Source organism: Variovorax sp. Root434 (assembly GCF_001426595.1).
Classification (GTDB): domain Bacteria; phylum Pseudomonadota; class Gammaproteobacteria; order Burkholderiales; family Burkholderiaceae_C; genus Variovorax.
On sequence record NZ_LMEK01000006.1, the window covers coordinates 178,239 to 197,303 of the forward strand.

At 69.2% G+C, this 19,065-nt stretch carries 11 protein-coding genes and 4 pseudogenes; 13 read left to right on the forward strand and 2 right to left on the reverse strand.

The window, feature by feature from the left end; translation table 11 throughout:
* Window positions 1-29: 29 nt before the first annotated feature.
* Window positions 30-410: pseudogene (locus tag ASD05_RS07595) on the forward strand (HU family DNA-binding protein); the annotation flags it as partial.
* 101 nt (window positions 411-511) lie between these two features.
* Here the strand turns inward: ASD05_RS07595 and ASD05_RS07600 are convergent.
* Window positions 512-721 carry a hypothetical protein gene (locus tag ASD05_RS07600; RefSeq protein ID WP_056589843.1) on the reverse strand — a complete coding sequence of 70 codons (210 nt, stop codon included), beginning with the start codon at window positions 719-721 and terminating at the stop codon, window positions 512-514.
* A 155-nt stretch (window positions 722-876) separates the two neighbouring features.
* Between ASD05_RS07600 and ASD05_RS07605 the strand changes: the two genes are divergently transcribed.
* From ASD05_RS07605 to ASD05_RS07615, 3 genes are all read left to right on the forward strand, one after another.
* Window positions 877-1,353, forward strand: a complete 477-nt coding sequence (locus ASD05_RS07605; protein ID WP_056590401.1) for a hypothetical protein — start codon at window positions 877-879, stop codon at window positions 1,351-1,353.
* A gap of 93 nt (window positions 1,354-1,446) precedes the next feature.
* Window positions 1,447-3,285, forward strand: a complete 1,839-nt coding sequence (locus tag ASD05_RS07610; RefSeq protein ID WP_056589847.1) for a bifunctional metallophosphatase/5'-nucleotidase — start codon at window positions 1,447-1,449, stop codon at window positions 3,283-3,285.
* Window positions 3,286-3,454: 169 nt separating this feature from the next.
* Window positions 3,455-4,039: a YSC84-related protein gene (locus ASD05_RS07615; RefSeq protein ID WP_007833372.1), complete on the forward strand. Its 585-nt coding sequence runs from the start codon at window positions 3,455-3,457 to the stop codon at window positions 4,037-4,039.
* Window positions 4,040-4,075: 36 nt separating this feature from the next.
* Here the strand turns inward: ASD05_RS07615 and ASD05_RS07620 are convergent, their stop codons facing one another.
* Window positions 4,076-4,903, reverse strand: a complete 828-nt coding sequence (locus ASD05_RS07620) for a hypothetical protein (RefSeq protein ID WP_056589850.1) — start codon at window positions 4,901-4,903, stop codon at window positions 4,076-4,078.
* 156 nt (window positions 4,904-5,059) lie between these two features.
* On the opposite strand from ASD05_RS07620, the gene ASD05_RS07625 reads away from it, so the two are divergent.
* From ASD05_RS07625 to ASD05_RS30010, 9 genes and pseudogenes are all read left to right on the forward strand, one after another.
* Window positions 5,060-5,572, forward strand: a complete 513-nt coding sequence (locus ASD05_RS07625; protein ID WP_157610017.1) for a sigma-70 family RNA polymerase sigma factor — start codon at window positions 5,060-5,062, stop codon at window positions 5,570-5,572.
* Between the two features lie 140 nt (window positions 5,573-5,712).
* On the forward strand, window positions 5,713-5,964 hold the full coding sequence (locus ASD05_RS07630; protein ID WP_056589857.1) for an MbtH family protein: 252 nt from the start codon (window positions 5,713-5,715) through the stop codon (window positions 5,962-5,964).
* On the forward strand, window positions 5,964-6,707 hold the full coding sequence (locus ASD05_RS07635) for a thioesterase II family protein (protein WP_200955403.1): 744 nt from the start codon (window positions 5,964-5,966) through the stop codon (window positions 6,705-6,707). Before ASD05_RS07630 ends, ASD05_RS07635 begins: the two co-directional genes overlap by 1 nt.
* A gap of 66 nt (window positions 6,708-6,773) precedes the next feature.
* A partial coding sequence (locus ASD05_RS07640; protein ID WP_268810523.1) for an AMP-binding protein occupies window positions 6,774-10,764 on the forward strand: 3,991 nt, incomplete at its 3' end.
* A gap of 1 nt (window position 10,765) precedes the next feature.
* Window positions 10,766-11,024 (forward strand): annotated as a pseudogene (locus ASD05_RS30605) (AMP-binding protein); the annotation flags it as partial.
* A 1-nt stretch (window position 11,025) separates the two neighbouring features.
* Window positions 11,026-11,600: pseudogene (locus ASD05_RS30610) on the forward strand (AMP-binding protein); the annotation flags it as partial.
* Window position 11,601: 1 nt separating this feature from the next.
* Window positions 11,602-12,367, forward strand: a pseudogene (locus ASD05_RS30615) (phosphopantetheine-binding protein); the annotation flags it as partial.
* A complete protein-coding gene (locus tag ASD05_RS07650; protein WP_056589865.1) occupies window positions 12,367-17,007 on the forward strand; it encodes a type I polyketide synthase in 4,641 nt (1,546 codons plus the stop codon). The pseudogene ASD05_RS30615 and the gene ASD05_RS07650, both read left to right, overlap by 1 nt.
* A gap of 10 nt (window positions 17,008-17,017) precedes the next feature.
* A partial coding sequence (locus ASD05_RS30010) for a condensation domain-containing protein (protein WP_235507897.1) occupies window positions 17,018-19,064 on the forward strand: 2,047 nt, incomplete at its 3' end.
* Window position 19,065 lies beyond the last annotated feature (1 nt).

Consider the following 19,065-nt stretch of genomic DNA (forward strand, 5'->3'; position numbering starts at 1 on the left):
CAACATGGCGAAATCAAACCTATCAGGAAACTCAGTTGAACCGCATCGAACTCGTCGAAAAAATCGCCGCCGCCCATAACGTCAGCAAGGCAGAAGCCGCGCGCATCCTCGAGACCGTCACGGGCTCGATCGTCGCCGCAGTGAAGAAGGGTGACCCCGTCCAGATCGTCGGCTTCGGCACTTTCAAGCAAGTGGCGCGCGCCGCACGCTCGGGCTTCAACCCCAGCGCCGGCACCAAGATCAAGATCGCCGCACAGAAGGTGCCGAAGTTCGTGCCGGGCGCCGCCTTCAAGGCCGCCGTGGACCCGAAGGCTGCAAAGCGCAAGGCCGACAAGGCCGTGGTTGCAAAGCCCGCAGCGAAGAAGGCCGCCGCACCCGCCAAGAAGGCCGTGGCTGCGAAGAAGAAGTAAGAACCGGCAGTGATGCACCGCAGCCTCGCGCTGCGGATGCAGAACAATGAAGAACGGCCCCTCGGGGCCGTTTTTCATGGGCGGTGCGCATGCGCATCGCTTCAGTCGGTCTGGATCACGCCCTCGCTCAGATAGCGCTGGTATTCGGCAAGCGGAATGGCCGTCGTCTGAATGTTGCCGGCATCGCCCCAGCTGATGACCGCGCTGTCGGGTGCCAGCTCGACCTCGATCGGTCCTTGGGGAATGAGGATCAGGGGGCCGTCGCCGGCCCGGTATTCGACATTTCCTGTGACTTTCGCGTTCGCTGCCATGGGTTCGTTCCTCGGGATGTTTGGGGAATGCGGGAGGCGGACCTCGAGCGTATCGGATCCGGCCCGGCTCGGGGTCATCGCGCCGCCGCGATGCGTGTAGGCGGGGCGGCCGTCACACTGGCGTCACGCGTGGCGTGGCACGCTCGCGCCTCGAAATGACGAATCCCCTCGGCAGAATTCTCGTGGCGTCGATCGCCTGTCTCGCGATCCTGGCGGCCGCCGTCGCATGGCACTCGACGGCCGGCGGCAACGCACAGGTCCGTACGGCCGATGCAGCGACCCCATCGCTGGAGATCCGCTGGCATGGCGGCGGCATCGTGCTGCAGGGCGCGGTGCAGGACGCCGCCACGCAGCAGGCGCTTGCCGAGGGCGCGGCCGTGCGCCTGGGCGGCGAGAGCGACCAGGTGACCGACTGGCTCGACATCACGCCCACAGCGCTGCCCGTGGCCGACGCCGCGTCGCTCGCGCGGCTCATCAACCTCGGGCAGGAGGGCTGGCACCTGCAGCGCGGGCCGACCGAAGGCTGGCTCGCGGTGCAGTCGCTGACCGACGAGCGCAGCGTGCAGGCGAGGGCGCTGCTGCAGGCCGCCTTCGGCCCCGGGGTCGCGGTGCGCCTCGTGCCGTTGCCCTGAGCGGCCGATCCCCTTGCGCAGCCGAGGGGCCTTCACGGTCTCGTCATGTGCCGTCCCCAGCATCGGCTGCATTCCAAAACAGAGGAGAGGTCCATGCATCCATCGTTGAAGCACCTTGCCGTCGCGGGCGTGGTGGCCGCCACCCTGGCCGCCTGCGGAGGCAGCGGCAGTTCGAACAATTTCGTTCCTTTCGTGCCGCCACCCGCGGCCAGCAATCCGCCGGCACCCGCACCTGCACCTGCACCTGCCGTGCCCGGCACCGTGGACGTGAAGCTCATTGCCTTCAACGACCTGCATGGCAACCTCGAACCGCCGAAGCTGTCGATCAACGCGCCCGCCAAGGGCGGCGGCACGGTGCCGGTGCCGGCCGGCGGCGCGGCCTACATGGCCTCGGCCATCGCCTCGCTCAAGGAGAAGAATCCGAACAACGCGGTGGTGTCGGCCGGCGACATGATCGGTGCCTCGCCGCTGGTGTCGGCGTTGTTCCTCGACGAGTCGACCATCGAGGCCGTGAACGCGATGAAGATCGATTTCAACGCGGTCGGCAACCACGAGTTCGACAAGGGCCAGACCGAACTGCTGCGCATGAAGAACGGCGGCTGCGCGAAGAACACCGCGCTCGAGCCGTGCCGCGTCAACAAGAACTTCCCGGGCGCCAACTTCGGCTTTCTCGCGGCCAACACCGTGAAGGGCGACGGCAACACGCTGTTCCCCGCCACCGGCATGAAGACCTTCACGAAGGACGGTGCGACGGTGAAGGTGGCATTCATCGGCATGACGCTGAAGGGCACGCCGAACATCGTCACGCCCGCTGGCGTCGCTGGCTTGAGCTTCAAGGACGAGGCCGACACCGCCAACGCGCTGATCCCGCAGCTGAAGGCGCAAGGCGCGGATGCCATCGTCGTCGTGGTGCACGAAGGCGGCACCACCACCGTGGGCTACAACGACAAGAGCTGCGCCGGCCTGAGCGGCGACATCCTGCCGATCCTGAACAAGCTCGACACCGCGGTGGACGTCGTGATCTCGGGCCACACGCACCGCTCGTACGTGTGCGACTACGGCAAGACCAACCCGGCCAAGCCCTTCCTGCTGACCAGCGCCGGCCAGTACGGCACGCTGCTGACCGACATCAATATCACCATCGACACCCGCACCCGCAAGGTCACGGCCAAGGCCGCCGACAACGTGATCGTGCAGGGCGAGGCCTACACCAGCGGCGCCACGACCGTCGCGCTGACCGACCAGTACCCCGCCTTCGGCAAGAACCAGGAAGTGGCCGCGCTCATCGGCCAGTACCTCACCATCGCGGGGCCGCTGGTGCAGCGCGTGGTGGGCTCGCTCACCGCGACGGCCACGCGCACGCAGACCGCGTCGAGGGAAAGCGTGCTGGGCAACCTGATTGCCGACGCGCAGCTTGCCGCCACCAGCCCGGCCGGCAAGGGCGCCGCGCAGATCGCCTTCATGAACCCGGGCGGCGTGCGCGCCGACCTCGCACCGGCCGGCGACGGCAGCGTGACCTACGGCCAGATCTTCGCGGTGCAGCCATTCGGCAACAGCCTGGTGGTGAAGACCATGACCGGCGCGCAGATCAAGGCGGTGCTGGAGCAGCAGTTCAACAGCGGTTCCAACACGGTGGCCTCACCCAAGGTGCTGCTGCCGTCGGCCAGCCTGAGCTACAGCTACAGCCTCTCGGCGCCCGCCGGTTCGCGCATCGGCAACATGGCGCTCAACGGCACCGCGATGGCCGACGCCACCAGCTACCGCGTGACGATGAACAGCTTCCTGGCCACCGGCGGCGACAACTTCACCGTCTTCAACCAGGGCACCGACGCACTCGGCGGCGACCAGGACGTGGACGCCCTGGAGGCCTACATCAAGGCGAACAGCCCGCTGGCGCCGCCGGCCACCGGCCGCATCACTGTTCTGCCCTGAGCGGACGCTGACGAGAAGGGGGGCCACCGTTCGCCGACGCCGTGACTTCGCGTAGGCCGATGTCGCAAGCCGGATTTGCCCCTCTTTGGCGGATTTAGCATGGAACTTGTCTGCCGCCGACGGCAGAGCTTTGTTTGCCGATCCATGTTTTTTTGCAAAGGAATCCGCCATGAAAACCATGAATCTCCGCACGCTGGCGCTTTCGTCCGCCGTGGCGGCGTGCAGCCTGGCTTTTGTCGGGTGCACCACCACGCGGCCGCAGGATCAGGCCAGCAGCGCGTCTTCGCGCACATCCATCGACGCCCAGGTCGATGCCTCGTTGTCCAAGCTCTATGACTCCGTGAAGGGCTCGCGCGATCTGGTCGCCAGGTCGAGCGGGGTGCTGGTGTTTCCCGCCGTGGTGGGTGCCAGCATGGGCGTGGGCGCCGAGTATGGCCGGGGCGCGTTGCGCGTGAACGGCCGCACGCAGTCCTACTACAGCACCACCGCCGGATCGGTGGGCTTCCAGGCAGGTGCGCAGTCGAAGGCGGTGATCTACGTGTTCACCACGCAGGCGGCGCTGGACAAGTTCCGCAGCAGCAAGGGCTGGACGGCAGGTGCCGACGCCACGGTGGCGCTCGCGACCATCGGGGCCAACGGCAGCATCGACACGAACACGCTGCGCCAACCCGTGGTGGGCTTCGTGATGACGAACGTCGGGCTGGAAGCCGGCGTCTCGCTGTCGGGCGCGAAGATCAGCGAGATCCAGCTGTAGAAAAACGCGTCGGCCTGCTTGTGCAGGCCGATGCGCTCAATGGCCGAGCTGGGCCTGCAGTTCGGCCACCTGCCGGCGCAGGGTTTCGTTCTCGGCCGTGAGTTCGGCCACGCGCTGCTGCAGCGCCTGTACCGTGTCCGGCGCATCGTGCGCATCCGCTTCGGCGGACTCTTCGCGCGGCTTCTTCTTCGATTCGCGCACGCGCTTGGCGGCCTGCTTGAGTTCGTCCTTGCCGGCGTTCGCGGCCGAGACCTGCTCCTCGGCCGGCAGCGTGGCGACCGCGGCCGCGGTGTTGATCGAGATCACGCCCGACTTCACGGCAGCCACCAGTTCCGGCGCGGCCTGCTTCTGGATCTTCTCGATCATGCCCACCTGGCTGCTGCTGAGCCGCGCGGCGCGGGCGATGGCTTCGCGGCTGTTCAGCGGGGCGGGCGGAGGCATGGGAGCGCCATCGGCGGGCGGATCGACGTCGAACGGCGGATCGGACGGATCGTGCGTGGCGTCCGGCGGCGAAGCCGGCTGGGCCACCGCGCGGGTGCGTTGCTGATCGACGATGTCCTTCTTGCGCAGCGCGAGCACGCCGCGCAGGAAGTCGGAGATGCTGCGTCGGCCCAGGTGCTGGTCGATCATCCAGAGGTGCACGTCGTCGATGCTCTTGAAGCGCGTGTTCTGCACCGTCTGGAAGGGCAGCCCGTGCTTCTGGCAGATGCCGTAGCGGTTGTGGCCGTCCACCAGCACATCGCCCCATAGCACCAGCGCGTCGCGGCAGCCCTCGGTGAGGATGCTGCGTTCGAGGGCTTCGTATTCCTCCGGCGTCAGGGGGTCGATATAGGCTTTGAGGTCTTCGTTGACGACGATGTTCATGGGCAGGGGGACGCGGCGGGAAAAGCGAGCAAAGGGGCGGGATTTTAGATGTCTCTGTTTGGTGCGCCCAAACGTCTATGGAAGTGAGGGCACATCGCAAATCTTGGGTGTCGCCTCTTCATAAATAGTAATGATTCTTATTTAAATATGCAGCCCATGTCTTCGCCCGCGTCATCGCTGGGAGATGTCTTCGTCGCCAACCGGGCCCAGCTCTGGCACGTTGCCCGCAGGATCGTGCGCACCACCGACCTCGCGGACGACGTGGTGCAGGATGCCTACCTCCGCATCGCCGACGGCGCCTGCCGCAAGATCGACAAGCCCATGGGCTACTGCTGCCAGGTGGTGCGCAACCTGGCGCTCGACCATTGCCGCCGCCAGTCGCTCGAGGCCACCTACCGCACCTTCGACATCGATGTCGAGACGTTGGACGTGCCCGGGCCATCTTCGCCGGACTGCCTGATGCGTGACCGCCAGGCCGTCGGCCTGATCGAGCAGGCGCTGTCGCGGCTTCCCGCGAGAACGCGCGTGGCGTTCCAGCTCTACCGCCTCGAAGGCCTCACGCAGCGCGGCATCGCGGCGCAGCTGGGCTGCGCGCTCGGACTCGTGAACCGCCTCATCGCCGAGGCTGACGAAGCCGTCGGCGCCATGCGCCACCTGATCAACGATTGACGCGCGCGACGCCCAGGGGGAGTGAACAGATTCGCTCCCGAACCGTCATGTTGATCAGAAGCGCAGCAATCGACCGCCCGCCGGTCCGGTTGCCCGCCCGCTTTCCTGCCGCTTCCCCGATAACCGCACAAGGACGCACCATGTCTACCAGCTGCTTCGACCGCGAAGACGAAACCTTCATCGTCCTGGTCAACCACGAAGACCAATATTCCATCTGGCCGCATTGGAAGGCCGTGCCCAGCGGCTGGGTGGCCGTCGACGGCGTCAAGGGCGACAAGAAGACGGCGCTCGACTACGTCGAGAAGAATTGGACCGACATGCGTCCGAAGTCGCTGCGCGACTGGATGGCGGCGCAGGAAGGTGCGCCTTCCGCGCAGGCTGCCGCGCTCTGATGGCCGTGCCGGCGAGGGTGTCGCTGCTGTGCCTGCCGTGCGCGGGCGCCAGCGCAACGATGTACCTGCGTTGGCGGACCCTGCTGCCGCGCTGGATCGAGATCGTGCCCGTCGAGCTGCCGGGCCGCGGCATGCGCATGGGCGAGCGCTTCGTCGAAAGCTTCGACGCCCAGGTCGCGCGCATCTGCGCCGAACAGGCCGATGCGATGCAGGGCAGCTTCATGCTCTTCGGCCACAGCATGGGTGCGTTGCTGGCCTACGGCGTCGCGCAGCGGCTTCGAGCGCTGGGCCGGCCGTTGCCGCGGGCGTTGTTCGCATCGGGCAGTTCGGCGCCGTCGCAGCGCGATCCCGGCCGCTTGCCCGACACGCACGACGACGCCGCGCTGACCGCCGAGTTGCGCAAGCAGGGTGGCACCCCTGAAGAGGTGTTCGCCAGCGCCGAGCTGATGCGCATCACCCTCGACACGCTGGGCGCGGACTACCGCGTCTGCAAAAGCTTCGCCTATGCGGGGAATGCGCCGTTGCCAATGCCCCTGCATGTCTTCGCGGGCCACCAGGACGACATCGACGCCCTGCGCATGGAGGCGTGGTCGGCGCATGCCGGCGACGCGTTCACGCTCGACTGGTTCGACGGCGGCCACTTCTTCATCCGCCAGCGCGAGACCGCCTTCCTCGATGCATTGGCGCGGCGCGTGGGCCAGGCCATGGCCGGAGGACGGCATGCACCCCATGCGGTTGCATGACGCCTTGCCCGAACGCAGCCGGCCCGACGCCGGCTGCGCCCTTTCCGACTATCTGAAGTGAGCGAGATGGCACGCACAACGACAACCGCGGTGGCACCGAACCAGGGGCACCCCGAATCCGCGAACTTCGTGGAACACCTGCGGGCATTGGCGCAGGCGCGGCCCGACGACGTCTGGCTCACGGTGGCCGGAGAAGCGAACGGCGCCTGCTTCGAGAAGCCCGTCAGCTACGCAGTCTTCGAGACGCGCGTGCGTGCGCTGGCGGCGCGCCTGCAACAGCAGTTTGCGAAAGGCGACCGCGCCCTCGTCATGCTGGACAACGACGACCACTACGCCGTGAGCATGCTGGCATGCTTCTATGCCGGCGTGATCGCGGTGCCCGTGTTCCCGCCTGAATCCATGCGGCCCCAGCATCTCGCGCGCCTGACGGGCATCGCGGACGATTCGCAGGCCCGCTGCATCCTCACCTCGTCGGCGATGCAGGCTGCAATGAAGAGTGCCGCAGAGTCGTTCGCGCAGGCGTCGATGATCGCCGTGGACGCGGTGGACGGCGCTCTCGCCGACGCATGGACCCCGTTCTCGCCCGCGCAGGACGACCCCGCATTCCTGCAGTACACCTCGGGCTCGACCTCCGCGCCCAAGGGCGTGATCGTGACGCACCGCAACCTCATGGCCAACGAGCGCGCCATCCGCGAGGGCATGGGCATCGGGCCGGACGACAAGTTCGTGTCGTGGGCGCCGCTGTATCACGACATGGGCCTGATCGGCGGCCTCATGCAGCCGCTCTACAGCGGTATCCCGCTGGTGCTGACCTCGCCGCGCTACTTCCTCGAAAGCCCGGTGCGCTGGCTCGAACTCATCTCGCGCCACCGCGCCACGCTGAGCGGCGGCCCCGACTTCGCCTACCGCCTGTGCCTCGACCGCGTGAAGGGCTCGCGGATCGCGGGGCTCGACCTGTCGAGCTGGCGCGTGGCCTACACCGGCGCCGAGCCCGTGCGCGCCGACACCGAAATTGAATTCATCGAGCGGTTCGCGCCCGTGGGCTTCGATCCCCGCGCGGCGTACCCCTGCTACGGCCTGGCCGAGGCGACCCTGTTCGTTACTGGCGGACAGCGCGGCGGCGGGTTGGTCGCGCGCAGCTTCTCAAGCAGCGCGCTCGCAAGAGGCGAGGGCGTTGAGAACGCGGAAGGCACCCTGCTGGTCGGCTGCGGCGCCGCGCCTGAAGGCCACCAAGTACGCATCACCGACACCGCCTCGCTGGCCGCGCTCGGCGCGGGCCGCATCGGAGAGATCTGGGCCGGCGGCCCGAGCATCTGCGCCGGCTACTGGGGCAAGCCCGCCGAAACCCGCGAGACCTTCGCCGAGCATGAAGGCCGGCGCTGGCTGCGCACCGGCGACCTCGGCTTCCAGCACGACGGGCAGCTCTACGTCACGGGCCGCATCAAGGACCTGATCATCGTTCGCGGCCACAACATCTACCCGCAGGACATCGAGCGCACCATCGAAGCCGAGGTCGAGGCCGTGCGCAAGGGCCGCGTCGCCGCGTTCGCGGTGGCGGGGCCGCAAGGCGAGGGCATCGGCGTGGCGGCCGAGGTGTCGCGCAGCATGCAGAAGCTGGTGGCGCCGCATGTGCTCGTCGAGGTGCTCGGCGCCGCCGTGAGCGAAGTGTTCGGCGAAGCGCCGGCCGCCGTGGTGCTGCTGAACCCCGGCGCGCTGCCTAAGACCTCCAGCGGCAAGCTCCAGCGCCAGGCGTGCCGCGCGGGGTTCGCGGCGCGCAGCCTCGATGCCTACGCGATCCACGAGCATGGGGCCTTCACGCTCGGCGGCAGCGGTGCGCCAGTGCCGGCCGAGGCGCCGGTGCTCGACGATGTCGCGCAGGCGGTGGCAGGCATCTGGCGCGAAGTGCTCAGATGGCCCGAAGGGCGCACGCTGGCGCACGACGCTCACTTCTTCACTTCGGGCGGCAATTCGCTCGCGGCGGTGCAGGCGGCCGCGCGCATCGCGCGGCGCTGGAACATCGAGTTCGGCATTCGCGACCTGTTCGAACAGCCCCGGCTGAATGCCTGCGCGGATGCAGTGCGCAGTCGCAATGCGAACCCGGTCTCTGCTGCGACCGGCGCGGCCATCGAGCCGCTGTCCGCCGAGCGCCGGCTGCAGCCGCTGCCGCTGTCGCATGCGCAGGAACGCCAGTGGTTTCTGTGGAGGCTCTCGCCGCAAAGCACCGCGTACCACATGAGCGGTGCGCTTCGCCTGTCGGGCGCGCTGGACGCCGCCGCGATGCACGCCGCATTCGAAGACATCGCCGCGCGCCACGAGTCGCTGCGCACGGTGTTCCTCGCCGGCGCGGACGGCGCCGCCGAACAGCTGATCAGTCCGTCGTGGGAGCCGTTGCTGAGCCTTGTCGACCTGCGCCACCTCCCGCCCGGCGAACGCGAAGCGCGCGCCGCCGAGGAAGCGCGGCGCCTTCACGCCACGCCCTTCGACCTGACGCAGGGGCCGCTGCTGCGCGTGGCGCTGGTGCGCCTGGCGGACACGTCGCATCTGCTCGTGGTGGTGATGCACCACATCATTTCGGACAGCGCGTCGATGCAGGTGCTGCTCGACGAACTCGCGGCCGGCTATGCCGCGCGGCTGCGGGGCGACACGCAGCGCCGTGCCGGCGCGCGCGTCCAGTACGTGGACCATGCCGTGTGGCAGCGCGGCTGGCTGGCCGCTGGTGAAGCCGAACGGCAGCTGGCCTGGTGGCGCGAGCAGCTCGGCGACGAGCACCCTGTGCTTGCACTGCCGGCCGACCGTCCTCGCACCGCGCAGATCGGCTACAGCGCAGCGCGGCACAGCGTCGATGTGCCCGCCGCGCTGCTGGCCGGCCTGCGCCAATCCGCGGCGTCCGAAGGCGCAACGCTCTTCATGGTGCTGCTGGCCGGGTTCCAGGCGCTGCTGCATCGCTATACCGGGCTCGAGGACATCCGCGTCGGCGCGCCGGTCGCCAACCGCAGCAGGGTCGAGGCCGAAAGTGTCATCGGCTTCTTCGTCAACACGCTGGTGCTGCGCAACGCGGTCGGCGCGCGCATGCGCCTGTCGCAGGTTGTCGCGCAGGCCCGGGAGGCGGTGCTGGGCGCGCAGACGCACCAGGACCTGCCTTTCGAGCAACTGGTCGAGGCGCTGCAGCCGCAGCGCAGCCTGGGCCAGAGTCCGCTGTTCCAGGTGATGTTCAATCACCTGGCCGAAGACTGCCGGGCGCTGGCGCAATTGCCGGGGCTCGAAGTGGCGCACTACGCGCTGCCCGATGGAGAGGCGCAATTCGAGCTGGTGCTCGAAGCGCGCGAGACGCCCGATGGCAAGTTGACGCTGGGCTTCGTCTATGCGGCGGAGTTGTTCGATCGTGAGACGGTCGAGCGGATGGCGGGGCACTATGTGGCGGTGCTGCAGGCGCTGGCCTGGCAGCCCGAACTGGCGGTGGGTGACGTGGCGCTGGTGGGTGCCGCCGAGCGCGCACAGCTGGCGGCCTGGGGCGAGAACCCGCACCGCCACGAAGGCGCACAGCCCGTGCACCGGCAGATCGAGGCACATGCGAGGCTGAAGCCCTCGGCACCCGCGCTGGTCTTCGGCGACGAGGCGCTGAGCTACGCCGAACTCAACGCCCGTGCGAACCGGTTGGCTCATCGTTTGATCTCGCTGGGCGTAGCCCCCGACGTGCTGATCGGGATCTGCGCGGAGCGCTCCACCGAGATGCTGGTGGGCATCCTCGCCGTGCTCAAGGCCGGTGGCGCCTATGTGCCCCTGGACCCCGAGTACCCCGCAGAGCGCCTCGCCTACATGGTCGAGGACAGCGGCCTCTTGCTGCTGCTCACCCAACGCCACCTGCGTTCGTTGGTCCCCGGCACCGAAGCACTCCAGGTGCTCGAACTCGACACGCTCGATACCTCTTCAGAGTCCGAAGCCGATCCTCAGGTCCCCCTGCACGGCGAACACCTCGCCTACGTCATCTACACCTCCGGTTCCACCGGCCGCCCCAAGGGGGCCGCCATCCGCCATGCAGCACTCTTCAGCTGCATGGNTGCACGGCGAACACCTCGCCTACGTCATCTACACCTCCGGTTCCACCGGCCGCCCCAAGGGGGCCGCCATCCGCCATGCAGCACTCTTCAGCTGCATGGCCTGGATGCAGGCGTTCTACACGCTCGAAGGCGCCGATACGGTCCTGCACAAGGCCCCCTTCGGCTTCGACGTGTCCGTCTGGGAGATGTTCTGGCCGCTGACCTCGGGCGCCCGGCTGGTCATCGCCAACCCCGGCGACCACCGCGACCCGGTGCGCCTNGGCTTCGACGTGTCCGTCTGGGAGATGTTCTGGCCGCTGACCTCGGGCGCCCGGCTGGTCATCGCCAACCCCGGCGACCACCGCGACCCGGTGCGCCTTGTCGAACTGATCCGGAAACACCAGATCACGACGCTGAACTTCGTGCCCTCGATGCTGCAGGCCTTCCTGGCCTACGAGGGCATCGAAGCGACGACCAAGTTGAAGCACATCATCTGCGGCGGCGAGGCCATGCCCGCAGCCACGCAGAAGGAAGCGCTGCAGCCCCTGGGCGGCGCCACGCTGCAGAACCTGTACGGTCCAACGGAGACCACCATCCACGTCACCCAGTGGACGTGCCGCGACGACGGCAGCACGCAGGTGCCGATCGGACGGCCGATCAGCGACACGCAGGCGCATGTGCTGGACGCGAGCCTGAACGAAGTGCCGGTGGGCGTGGCAGGCGAGCTGTACCTGGGCGGCATCCACCTCGCACGGGGTTACCTGAACCGAGCCGGCCTGACGGCCGAGCGCTTCGTTGCCACCGACAACGGCAACAGGCTGTACCGCACCGGCGACCTGGTGCGCTGGAGCAACGANCTACCTGAACCGAGCCGGCCTGACGGCCGAGCGCTTCGTTGCCACCGACAACGGCAACAGGCTGTACCGCACCGGCGACCTGGTGCGCTGGAGCAACGAAGGCCAGCTGGAGTACCTGGGTCGCATCGACCACCAGGTGAAGGTGCGGGGCTTCCGCATCGAGCTGGGGGAGATCGAGGCGCAGCTGCAGGCGCAGCCCGAGGTGCGGGAGGCGGTGGTCGTGGCGAACGAAGGCCCCTCGGGTGCAAGGCTGGTCGCTTACGTATCGGGCCAAGGCATCGACACGGCGGCACTGCGCGAGCGCCTGGGTGAAGCATTGCCCGACTACATGGTGCCCGGCGTGCTGATGGTGCTCGATGCGCTGCCGCTGAATGCCAACGGCAAGGTCGACCGCAAGGCGCTGCCTGCGCCCGAGTTCACCAGCGACAGGGCGTATGAAGCGCCCCAGGGCCACATCGCCGAAACCCTAGCCGCCATCTGGGCCGAAGTCCTGCAGGTCGAGAAGGTCGGCATCCACGACAACTTCTTCGACCTCGGCGGGCACTCGCTGCTGCTGGTCCGCGTGCACCGCCTGCTCGAAGACAGGCTGCGCACCGCGGTCCCGCTGGTTCATCTTTTCAAGTACCCCACGGTCGGTTCGCTGGCCCGGTGGATGGCACGCGGCGCCGCCGCGCCCGCGTCCTCGCCCACGGCCGGAGACGACCGTGCATTGCGCCAGCGCGCCGCCTTGCTTCAACGCCGCCAATCCGCGGAAAGAGTCAACTGATGCACACCCTCGACGAACAGCCGGACCACCCTGAACAACCCGGTGCGACCGGCATCGAGATCGCCATCGTCGGCATGGCGGGCCGCTTCCCCGGTGCCGACGATGTCGATGCGCTCTGGCGCAACATCCGCGACGGCGTGGAGTCCGTGGACAGCTTCACCGACGAGCAGCTGCGCGCGCAAGGTGTCCCGCAGGAACTGCTCGACGACCCGGCCTATGTGAAGTCAGGCACCCGGTTCAAGGGCTTCGACCAGTTCGACGCCGGCTTCTTCGGCTACTCGCCGCGCGAGGCCGAGTACCTCGACCCGCAGCAGCGCATCTTCCTGGAATGCGCATGGGCCGCGCTCGAGCACGCAGGCTGCGACGCGCAGCGCTGGCCGGGCAAGGTCGGCGTGTATGCGGGCGAAGGCCCCAACCTGTACCTGATGCGGCACCTGCTGCCCGCATTCGGCCTGGGCGATGGCCGCGGCATCGCCGACCTGCTGGGCCTCATGAGCGGCAACTCCGGCGGCTCGCTGTGCACCCGCGTGGCCTACAAACTCGACCTGCGCGGCCCCGCCGTGACCGTGCAGACCGCGTGCTCGACATCTCTGGCTGCGGTGCACACCGCCTGCCAGGCGCTGCTGGGCTACGACTGCGACATGGCTCTGGCCGGCGGCGTGTGGCTCAACCTGCTGCAGGACGGCGGCTACCTCTACCAGGAGGGCGCCATCCTCTCGCCCGACGGCCACTGCCGCGCTTTCGACGAGAAGGCCGCCGGCACGGTGATCGGCAGCGGCGCCGGCATCGTGGTGCTCAAGCGCCTGGACGACGCGCTGCGCGACGGCGACACCATCCACGCCGTCATCAAGGGCAGCGCCGCCAACAACGACGGTGCCGACAAGGTCGGCTTCACCGCTCCCAGCGTGAACGGCCAGGCCGAGGTCGTCCGCGCGGCGCAGCTGATCGCGGGCGTGAGCGCCGCATCGGTGGGCTACGTCGAGGCACATGGCACGGGCACGGTGCTCGGCGACCCGATCGAGATGGCCGCGCTGACGCAGGCCTTCCAGGCCGGCTCCGACCGCACGAACTACTGCGCCGTCGGCTCCGTGAAAACCAACATCGGCCACCTCGATGCGGCCGCCGGCGTCACCGGCCTCATCAAGGCGGCGATGGCGTTGAAGCACCGCACGCTGCCGGCCAGCCTGCACTTCGAGCGGCCGAATCCGCAGATCGATTTCGCGGCCAGCCCGTTCTACGTCAACGCCGCGACGAAGCCCTGGCCCGCCGGCCCCATGCCACGCCGTGCCGGCGTGAGCTCGTTCGGCATCGGCGGCACCAACGTGCACGTGGTGCTCGAAGAGGCACCGGCCGCGAAGCCTGCCGCAAGCTCTTCCGGCTGGCAGGTGCTGCGGCTGTCGGCGCAGAACGCCGCCGCGCTGCAGGAGGCCGGCCAGCGGCTGGGCGCTCATCTCGAAGCATCCGCCGATCAATCGCTCGCGGACATCGCGCACACGCTGCAAAGCGGCCGCCGCGCGATGCCGCTGCGCGCCGCCATCGTCGCCAACGGCCATGCGATGGGCGCGCAGGCGCTGCTCTCGCCCGAAGGCGGTTTCGAGCAGGTGATGCGCGCGCCGGCCACCGCGCCCGAGCTCGCCTTCCTGTTCCCCGGCGGCGGCACGCAGCACGCGAACATGGGCACGGCGCTGTACCGCGACGACCCGGTATTCCGCGGCGAGGTCGACCGCTGCTGCGCCTTGCTGAACGACGCCATGGGGATGGACCTGCGCCAGCTGCTGTACCCCGCGGCCGGCGCGGAGGCCGCGGCCGACGAGAAGCTCTCGTGCATCGAGTACACGCAGCCGGCGCTGTTCATCGTCGAGTACGCGATGGCCCGCGCATGGATGGCGCGTGGCGTGCGGCCCGCCGTGATGCTGGGCCACAGCCTCGGCGAGTACGTGGCCGCCTGCCTGGCCGGCGTGTTCAGCCTCGAAGACGCGCTGCGCATCGTCGCCGCGCGCGGTCGCCTCATGCAGTCGATGCCCGCCGGGGCGATGACGGCCATCGCGCTGAGCGAAGCCGGGCTGAAGCCGTTCCTCGGCGCCGGCTGCGACATCGCCGCGGTCAACGGCGAGCAGCTCTGCGTGCTTTCGGGGCCGCTGCAGGCTATCGAGGCGGCCGAGAAGCAGCTGCTCGCAAGCGGCCTCCTGCCGCGCCGCCTGCATGTCGCCATCGCGTCGCATTCGGCCATGACCGAGTCGATCGTGGCCGAGCTGCAGAAGGTGATTGCCTCGGTGCCGCGCCATGCGCCGCGCATTCCGTTCATCTCCAACGTCACGGGCGAGCCGATCACCGCCGCGCAGGCCACCGACCCGGCCTACTGGGGCCGCCATCTGCGCGGCACGGTGCGCTTCGCCGACGGGCTGGCCGCGCTGCTGCGCGTGCAGGGGCGCGTCGTGCTCGAGGTGGGCCCCGGCGAAACGCTGGCCGGCCTGGCGCGGCAGCATCCGCGAGCCGATTCGGCCGTGGGCATCTGGTCGAGCCAGGCGCATCCGCAGCAACAGGCCCGCAACGAGCGGCAGCTGGCCAGCGTGACCGGTGCGCTCTGGTGCGCCGGCGTCGAGATCGACTGGGCCGCCTGCCGCGCCGGCCAGCCGCGCCGCCAGGTGCCGCTGCCGAGCTATCCGTTCCAGCGCCAGTCGTACTGGGTGGAGGCGGGCACCTTCGAGGGCGGCGCCAACTCCAGGCTTTCGAATCCGGCAGCCGACGCGTTCTACGTGCCGACCTGGAAGCGCACCGAGCCGCTGCACGCCGTGCGCAGCCCCGCACCGGACGGCACCTGCACGCTGGTGTTCGGTGAAGCAGGCGGCCTTGCCGATCACCTGGTCCGCCACCTGCGCGAAAGCGCCGATGCGCATCCCGTCGTGTGGGTGGAGCAGGGCCCGGGCTTCGTCGAGATCGGCCCGCGCCACTACGCCGTGCGCCCTGGCGAGCGCGCCGACCACGAGCAGCTGCTGCGCAAGGTGCAGGCCGAAATCGGCCCGGTGTCGAACATCCATCACCTGTGGGGCGTGGACGGCGAGTTCGCTGCGCCTTCCTCGTCGAGCGAGCTGCTGGAGCGCGGCTTCTTCAGCCTGCTGGCCGTGGCGCAGGCGCTGGACAGCACGGCGGGCGGGCGCGAGCGCAAGCTGTCGCTGCAGGTCGTCACCAACCGGATGGAAGACGTCTCGGGCCTGGAGCCGCTGTGTCCCGAGAAGGCCACGCTGTTCAGCCTCGCCAAGGTGATCGGACAGGAGTATCCGCACATCGGCTGCCGCGTCGTCGACGTGGTGCTGCCCGCAGCCGCCAGCCGGGCCGAGGCATGGCTGGTGGAGCAGCTTGCGGCGGACGCGCCTGCCGCGCGCGACGAGCCGCTCGTGGCCTATCGCGGGCCGCACCGCTGGGTCAAGGGCTACGAGCCGCTGGCGCTGCCGGCGCAGGGCGCCGGGCCGCAACAGCGCCTGCGCACGCACGGTGTCTACCTGATCACCGGTGGCCTGGGCGGCGTGGGCCTGTCGGTGGCGCGGCATCTCGCCAGGTCGTGGCAGGCCGGGCTGGTGCTGCTCGGCCGCTCGCCGCTGCCCGAGCGCGGCGCGTGGGAGTCGCTCGCGGCCTCGCCCGAGCAGCCAGCGGCCCTTCGCCAGAAGCTGCTGCAACTGCTTGAACTCGAAGCCCTGGGCGGCGAAGTGCTCGTGCTGTCGGCGGACGTGGCCGACGCCGCGCAGATGCAGGTTGCGGCCGCGCAGGCCCGGCAGCGCTTCGGCGCCATCCACGGTGTGATCCACGCGGCGGGCCATGCCAGCAGCGGCATGATCGGCCAGCGCACGCGCGCCATGGTCGAGGCCGTGTTCGCGCCCAAGCTGCGCGGCACGCAAATCCTGCTGGAGGCATTGCGCGGCGAGCCGCTCGATTTCGTGCTCCTCTGTTCGTCGATCTCCAGCATGGCCGGCGGCCTGGGCATGAGCGACTACGCCGCCGCCAACGCCTACCTCGACGCACTGGCCGCACAGGCGCGGCGCAGCGCCGGCCACGCGGTCTTCTCGGTCAACTGGGACGCCTGGCGCGACCTGGGCATGGCCGCGGGCATGGTGCTGCCGGAGGGCGTGGGCATGGACGGCCCCGAAGGCGCGCTGGTGCTGGAGCGCATCGTCAACGGCCCGGCGCATGCGCAGGTCGTGATCTCGACGACCGACCTCGCGCAGCGGCTCGGCGAACTCGACAGCGGCATGCTGGCGCTCATCGAGAACGGCCCCCTGGCCCACGCCGCGCGCGCCACGCGCCGCAACCACCCGCGCCCCGCGCTCGACACGCCCTATGTCGCGCCCGAGGGAGATCTCGAGACCGGCCTGGCCGCCGTGTGGCAGGACATGCTGGGCATCACCGCCATCGGCGTGAACGACAACCTGTTCGAGCTGGGCGGCGACTCGCTGCTGGCCATCCAGATCCTGGCGCGCGTGCGCAAGGCCTACGACATCGAACTGCATCCGGCCGCCTTCTTCAAGGCGCCCACCATCGCCGACCTGGCCTTGCTGCTCGAAACCCGCCTGATCGAAGAGATCGAGAACGCCGACATGGCCGATGCCGTCGACGCGGCCACGGATCGCCTGCCCGCCACCGCCTGAAGAACCCGCCATGCCAGAACTCCACGACATCTCCGAGCGCCGCGCCAGCCTGAGCGCGGAACAGCGCGCCAGGCTGAAGGAACGATTGCGCGGCGCAAGCGCCGGCATGCAGCAGCAGACCGGCACGAGCGCCATCCCCCCGCGCCCGCACCGCGACCGCGCGCCGCTGTCCTTCGCTCAGCGCAGGCAGTGGTTCCTGTGGAAGCTGGACCCGGGCCGCACGGCCTACCACCTGAGCGGCGGCCTCGTGCTCGGCGGGCAGCTCGACACCGACGCCCTGCGCGCGAGCGTGCAGGCGCTGGTCGACCGCCACGAATCGCTGCGCGCCGTGTTCCGCGAGGCGGGAGACGGCGAGGCCGAGCAGGTCATCCAGGAAGCGGTGGAGGTCGCGTTGCCCTGCATCGACCTGAGCACGCTCGACGCCAACGCGCGCGACGCCGCGATCCGGCGCGAGGAGCACCGCATTCGCGCCGAGCCCTTCGACCTCACGCACGGCCCGCTGATGCGCGCCGTGCTGCTGAAGACGGATGCGCGAACGCATCGCTTGCTGGTGGTGATGCACCACATCGTGTCGGACGGGTGGTCGGTGCAGCTCACGCTCGACGAACTGGCCGCGCTGTATGCCGCGCGCGTGCATGGCCAGGCCGCGGCGCTGCCTGCGCTGCCTGTCCAATACGCCGACTACACCGTGTGGCAGAACCAGTGGCTCGACGGCGGCGAGGGTGAACGGCAGCTCGCCTGGTGGCGCGACCAGCTGGGCACCGGGCAGCCGGTGATCTCGCTGCACACCGACCGACCGCGCAACGCCGACGGCCGCTACGGCTCGGCGCGCGTCACCGTCGCCTTGCCCGGCGACACGCTTGCCCGCCTGCGCCAATCCGCGGCGTCCGAAGGCGCGACGCTGTTCATGGCCCTGCTCGCGGGCTTCAACGCATTGCTGTTCCGGCACACGGGGCAGACCGATGCGCGCGTGGGCGTGCCCATTGCCAACCGAAACCGCGCGGACACGGCGGGCGTGGTGGGCTTTTTCGTCAACACGCAGGTGCTGCGCTCGCAGATCGATGCAAGGACGACGCTGGCGCAGCTGCTGGTGCAGACGCGCGACACGGCCATCGGCGCGCAGACCCACCAGGACCTGCCGTTCGAACAGCTGGTCGGCGCGCTGCGGCCGGAACGAAGCTTGAGCGCGAACCCGCTGTTCCAGGTGATGTTCAACCACGTGCGGCGCGACCACCGTTCGCTGGCCGAGTGGCCGGGCGTGTCGGTCGAGCGGCTGGACTTCGAGGAAGAAGACGCGCAGTTCGAACTGACGCTGCAGACGATGGAGTTCGAGGACGGACGGGTCGAGGCGAGCTTCCTGTATGCGGACGAGTTGTTCGATCGTGAGACGGTCGAACGGATGGCTGGGCACTATGTGGCGGTGCTGCAGGCGCTGGCCTGGCAGCCCGAACTGGCGGTGGGCGACGTGGCACTGGTGAGTGCGGCAGAGCGCGCGCAGCTGTCGGCGTGGAGCGGGAACACGCATCGCCACGAAGGCGCACAGCCCGTGCACCGGCAGATCGAGGCGCATGCGAGGCTGAAGCCTTCGGCACCCGCGCTGGTCTTCGGTGACGAGGCGCTGAGCTATGCCGAACTCAACGCCCGTGCGAACCGGCTGGCGCATCGCCTGATCGCCTTGGGTGTACGACAGGACACGTTGGTCGGGATCTGCGCGGAGCGCTCCACCGAGATGCTGGTGGGCATCCTCGCCGTGCTCAAGGCCGGTGGTGCCTACGTGCCCCTGGACCCTGAGTACCCCGCAGAGCGCCTGGCCTACATGGTCGGGGACAGCGGCCTTTCGCTGCTGCTCACCCAGCGCCATCTGCGTTCGTTGGTCCCCGGCACCGAAGCACTCCAGGTGCTCGAACTCGACACGCTCGATACCGCTGCCGAATCCGAGAGCGACCCGCAAGTTCCTTTGCACGGCGAACACCTCGCCTACGTCATCTACACCTCCGGTTCCACCGGCCGCCCCAAGGGGGCCGCCATCCGCCATGCAGCACTCTTCAGCTGCATGGN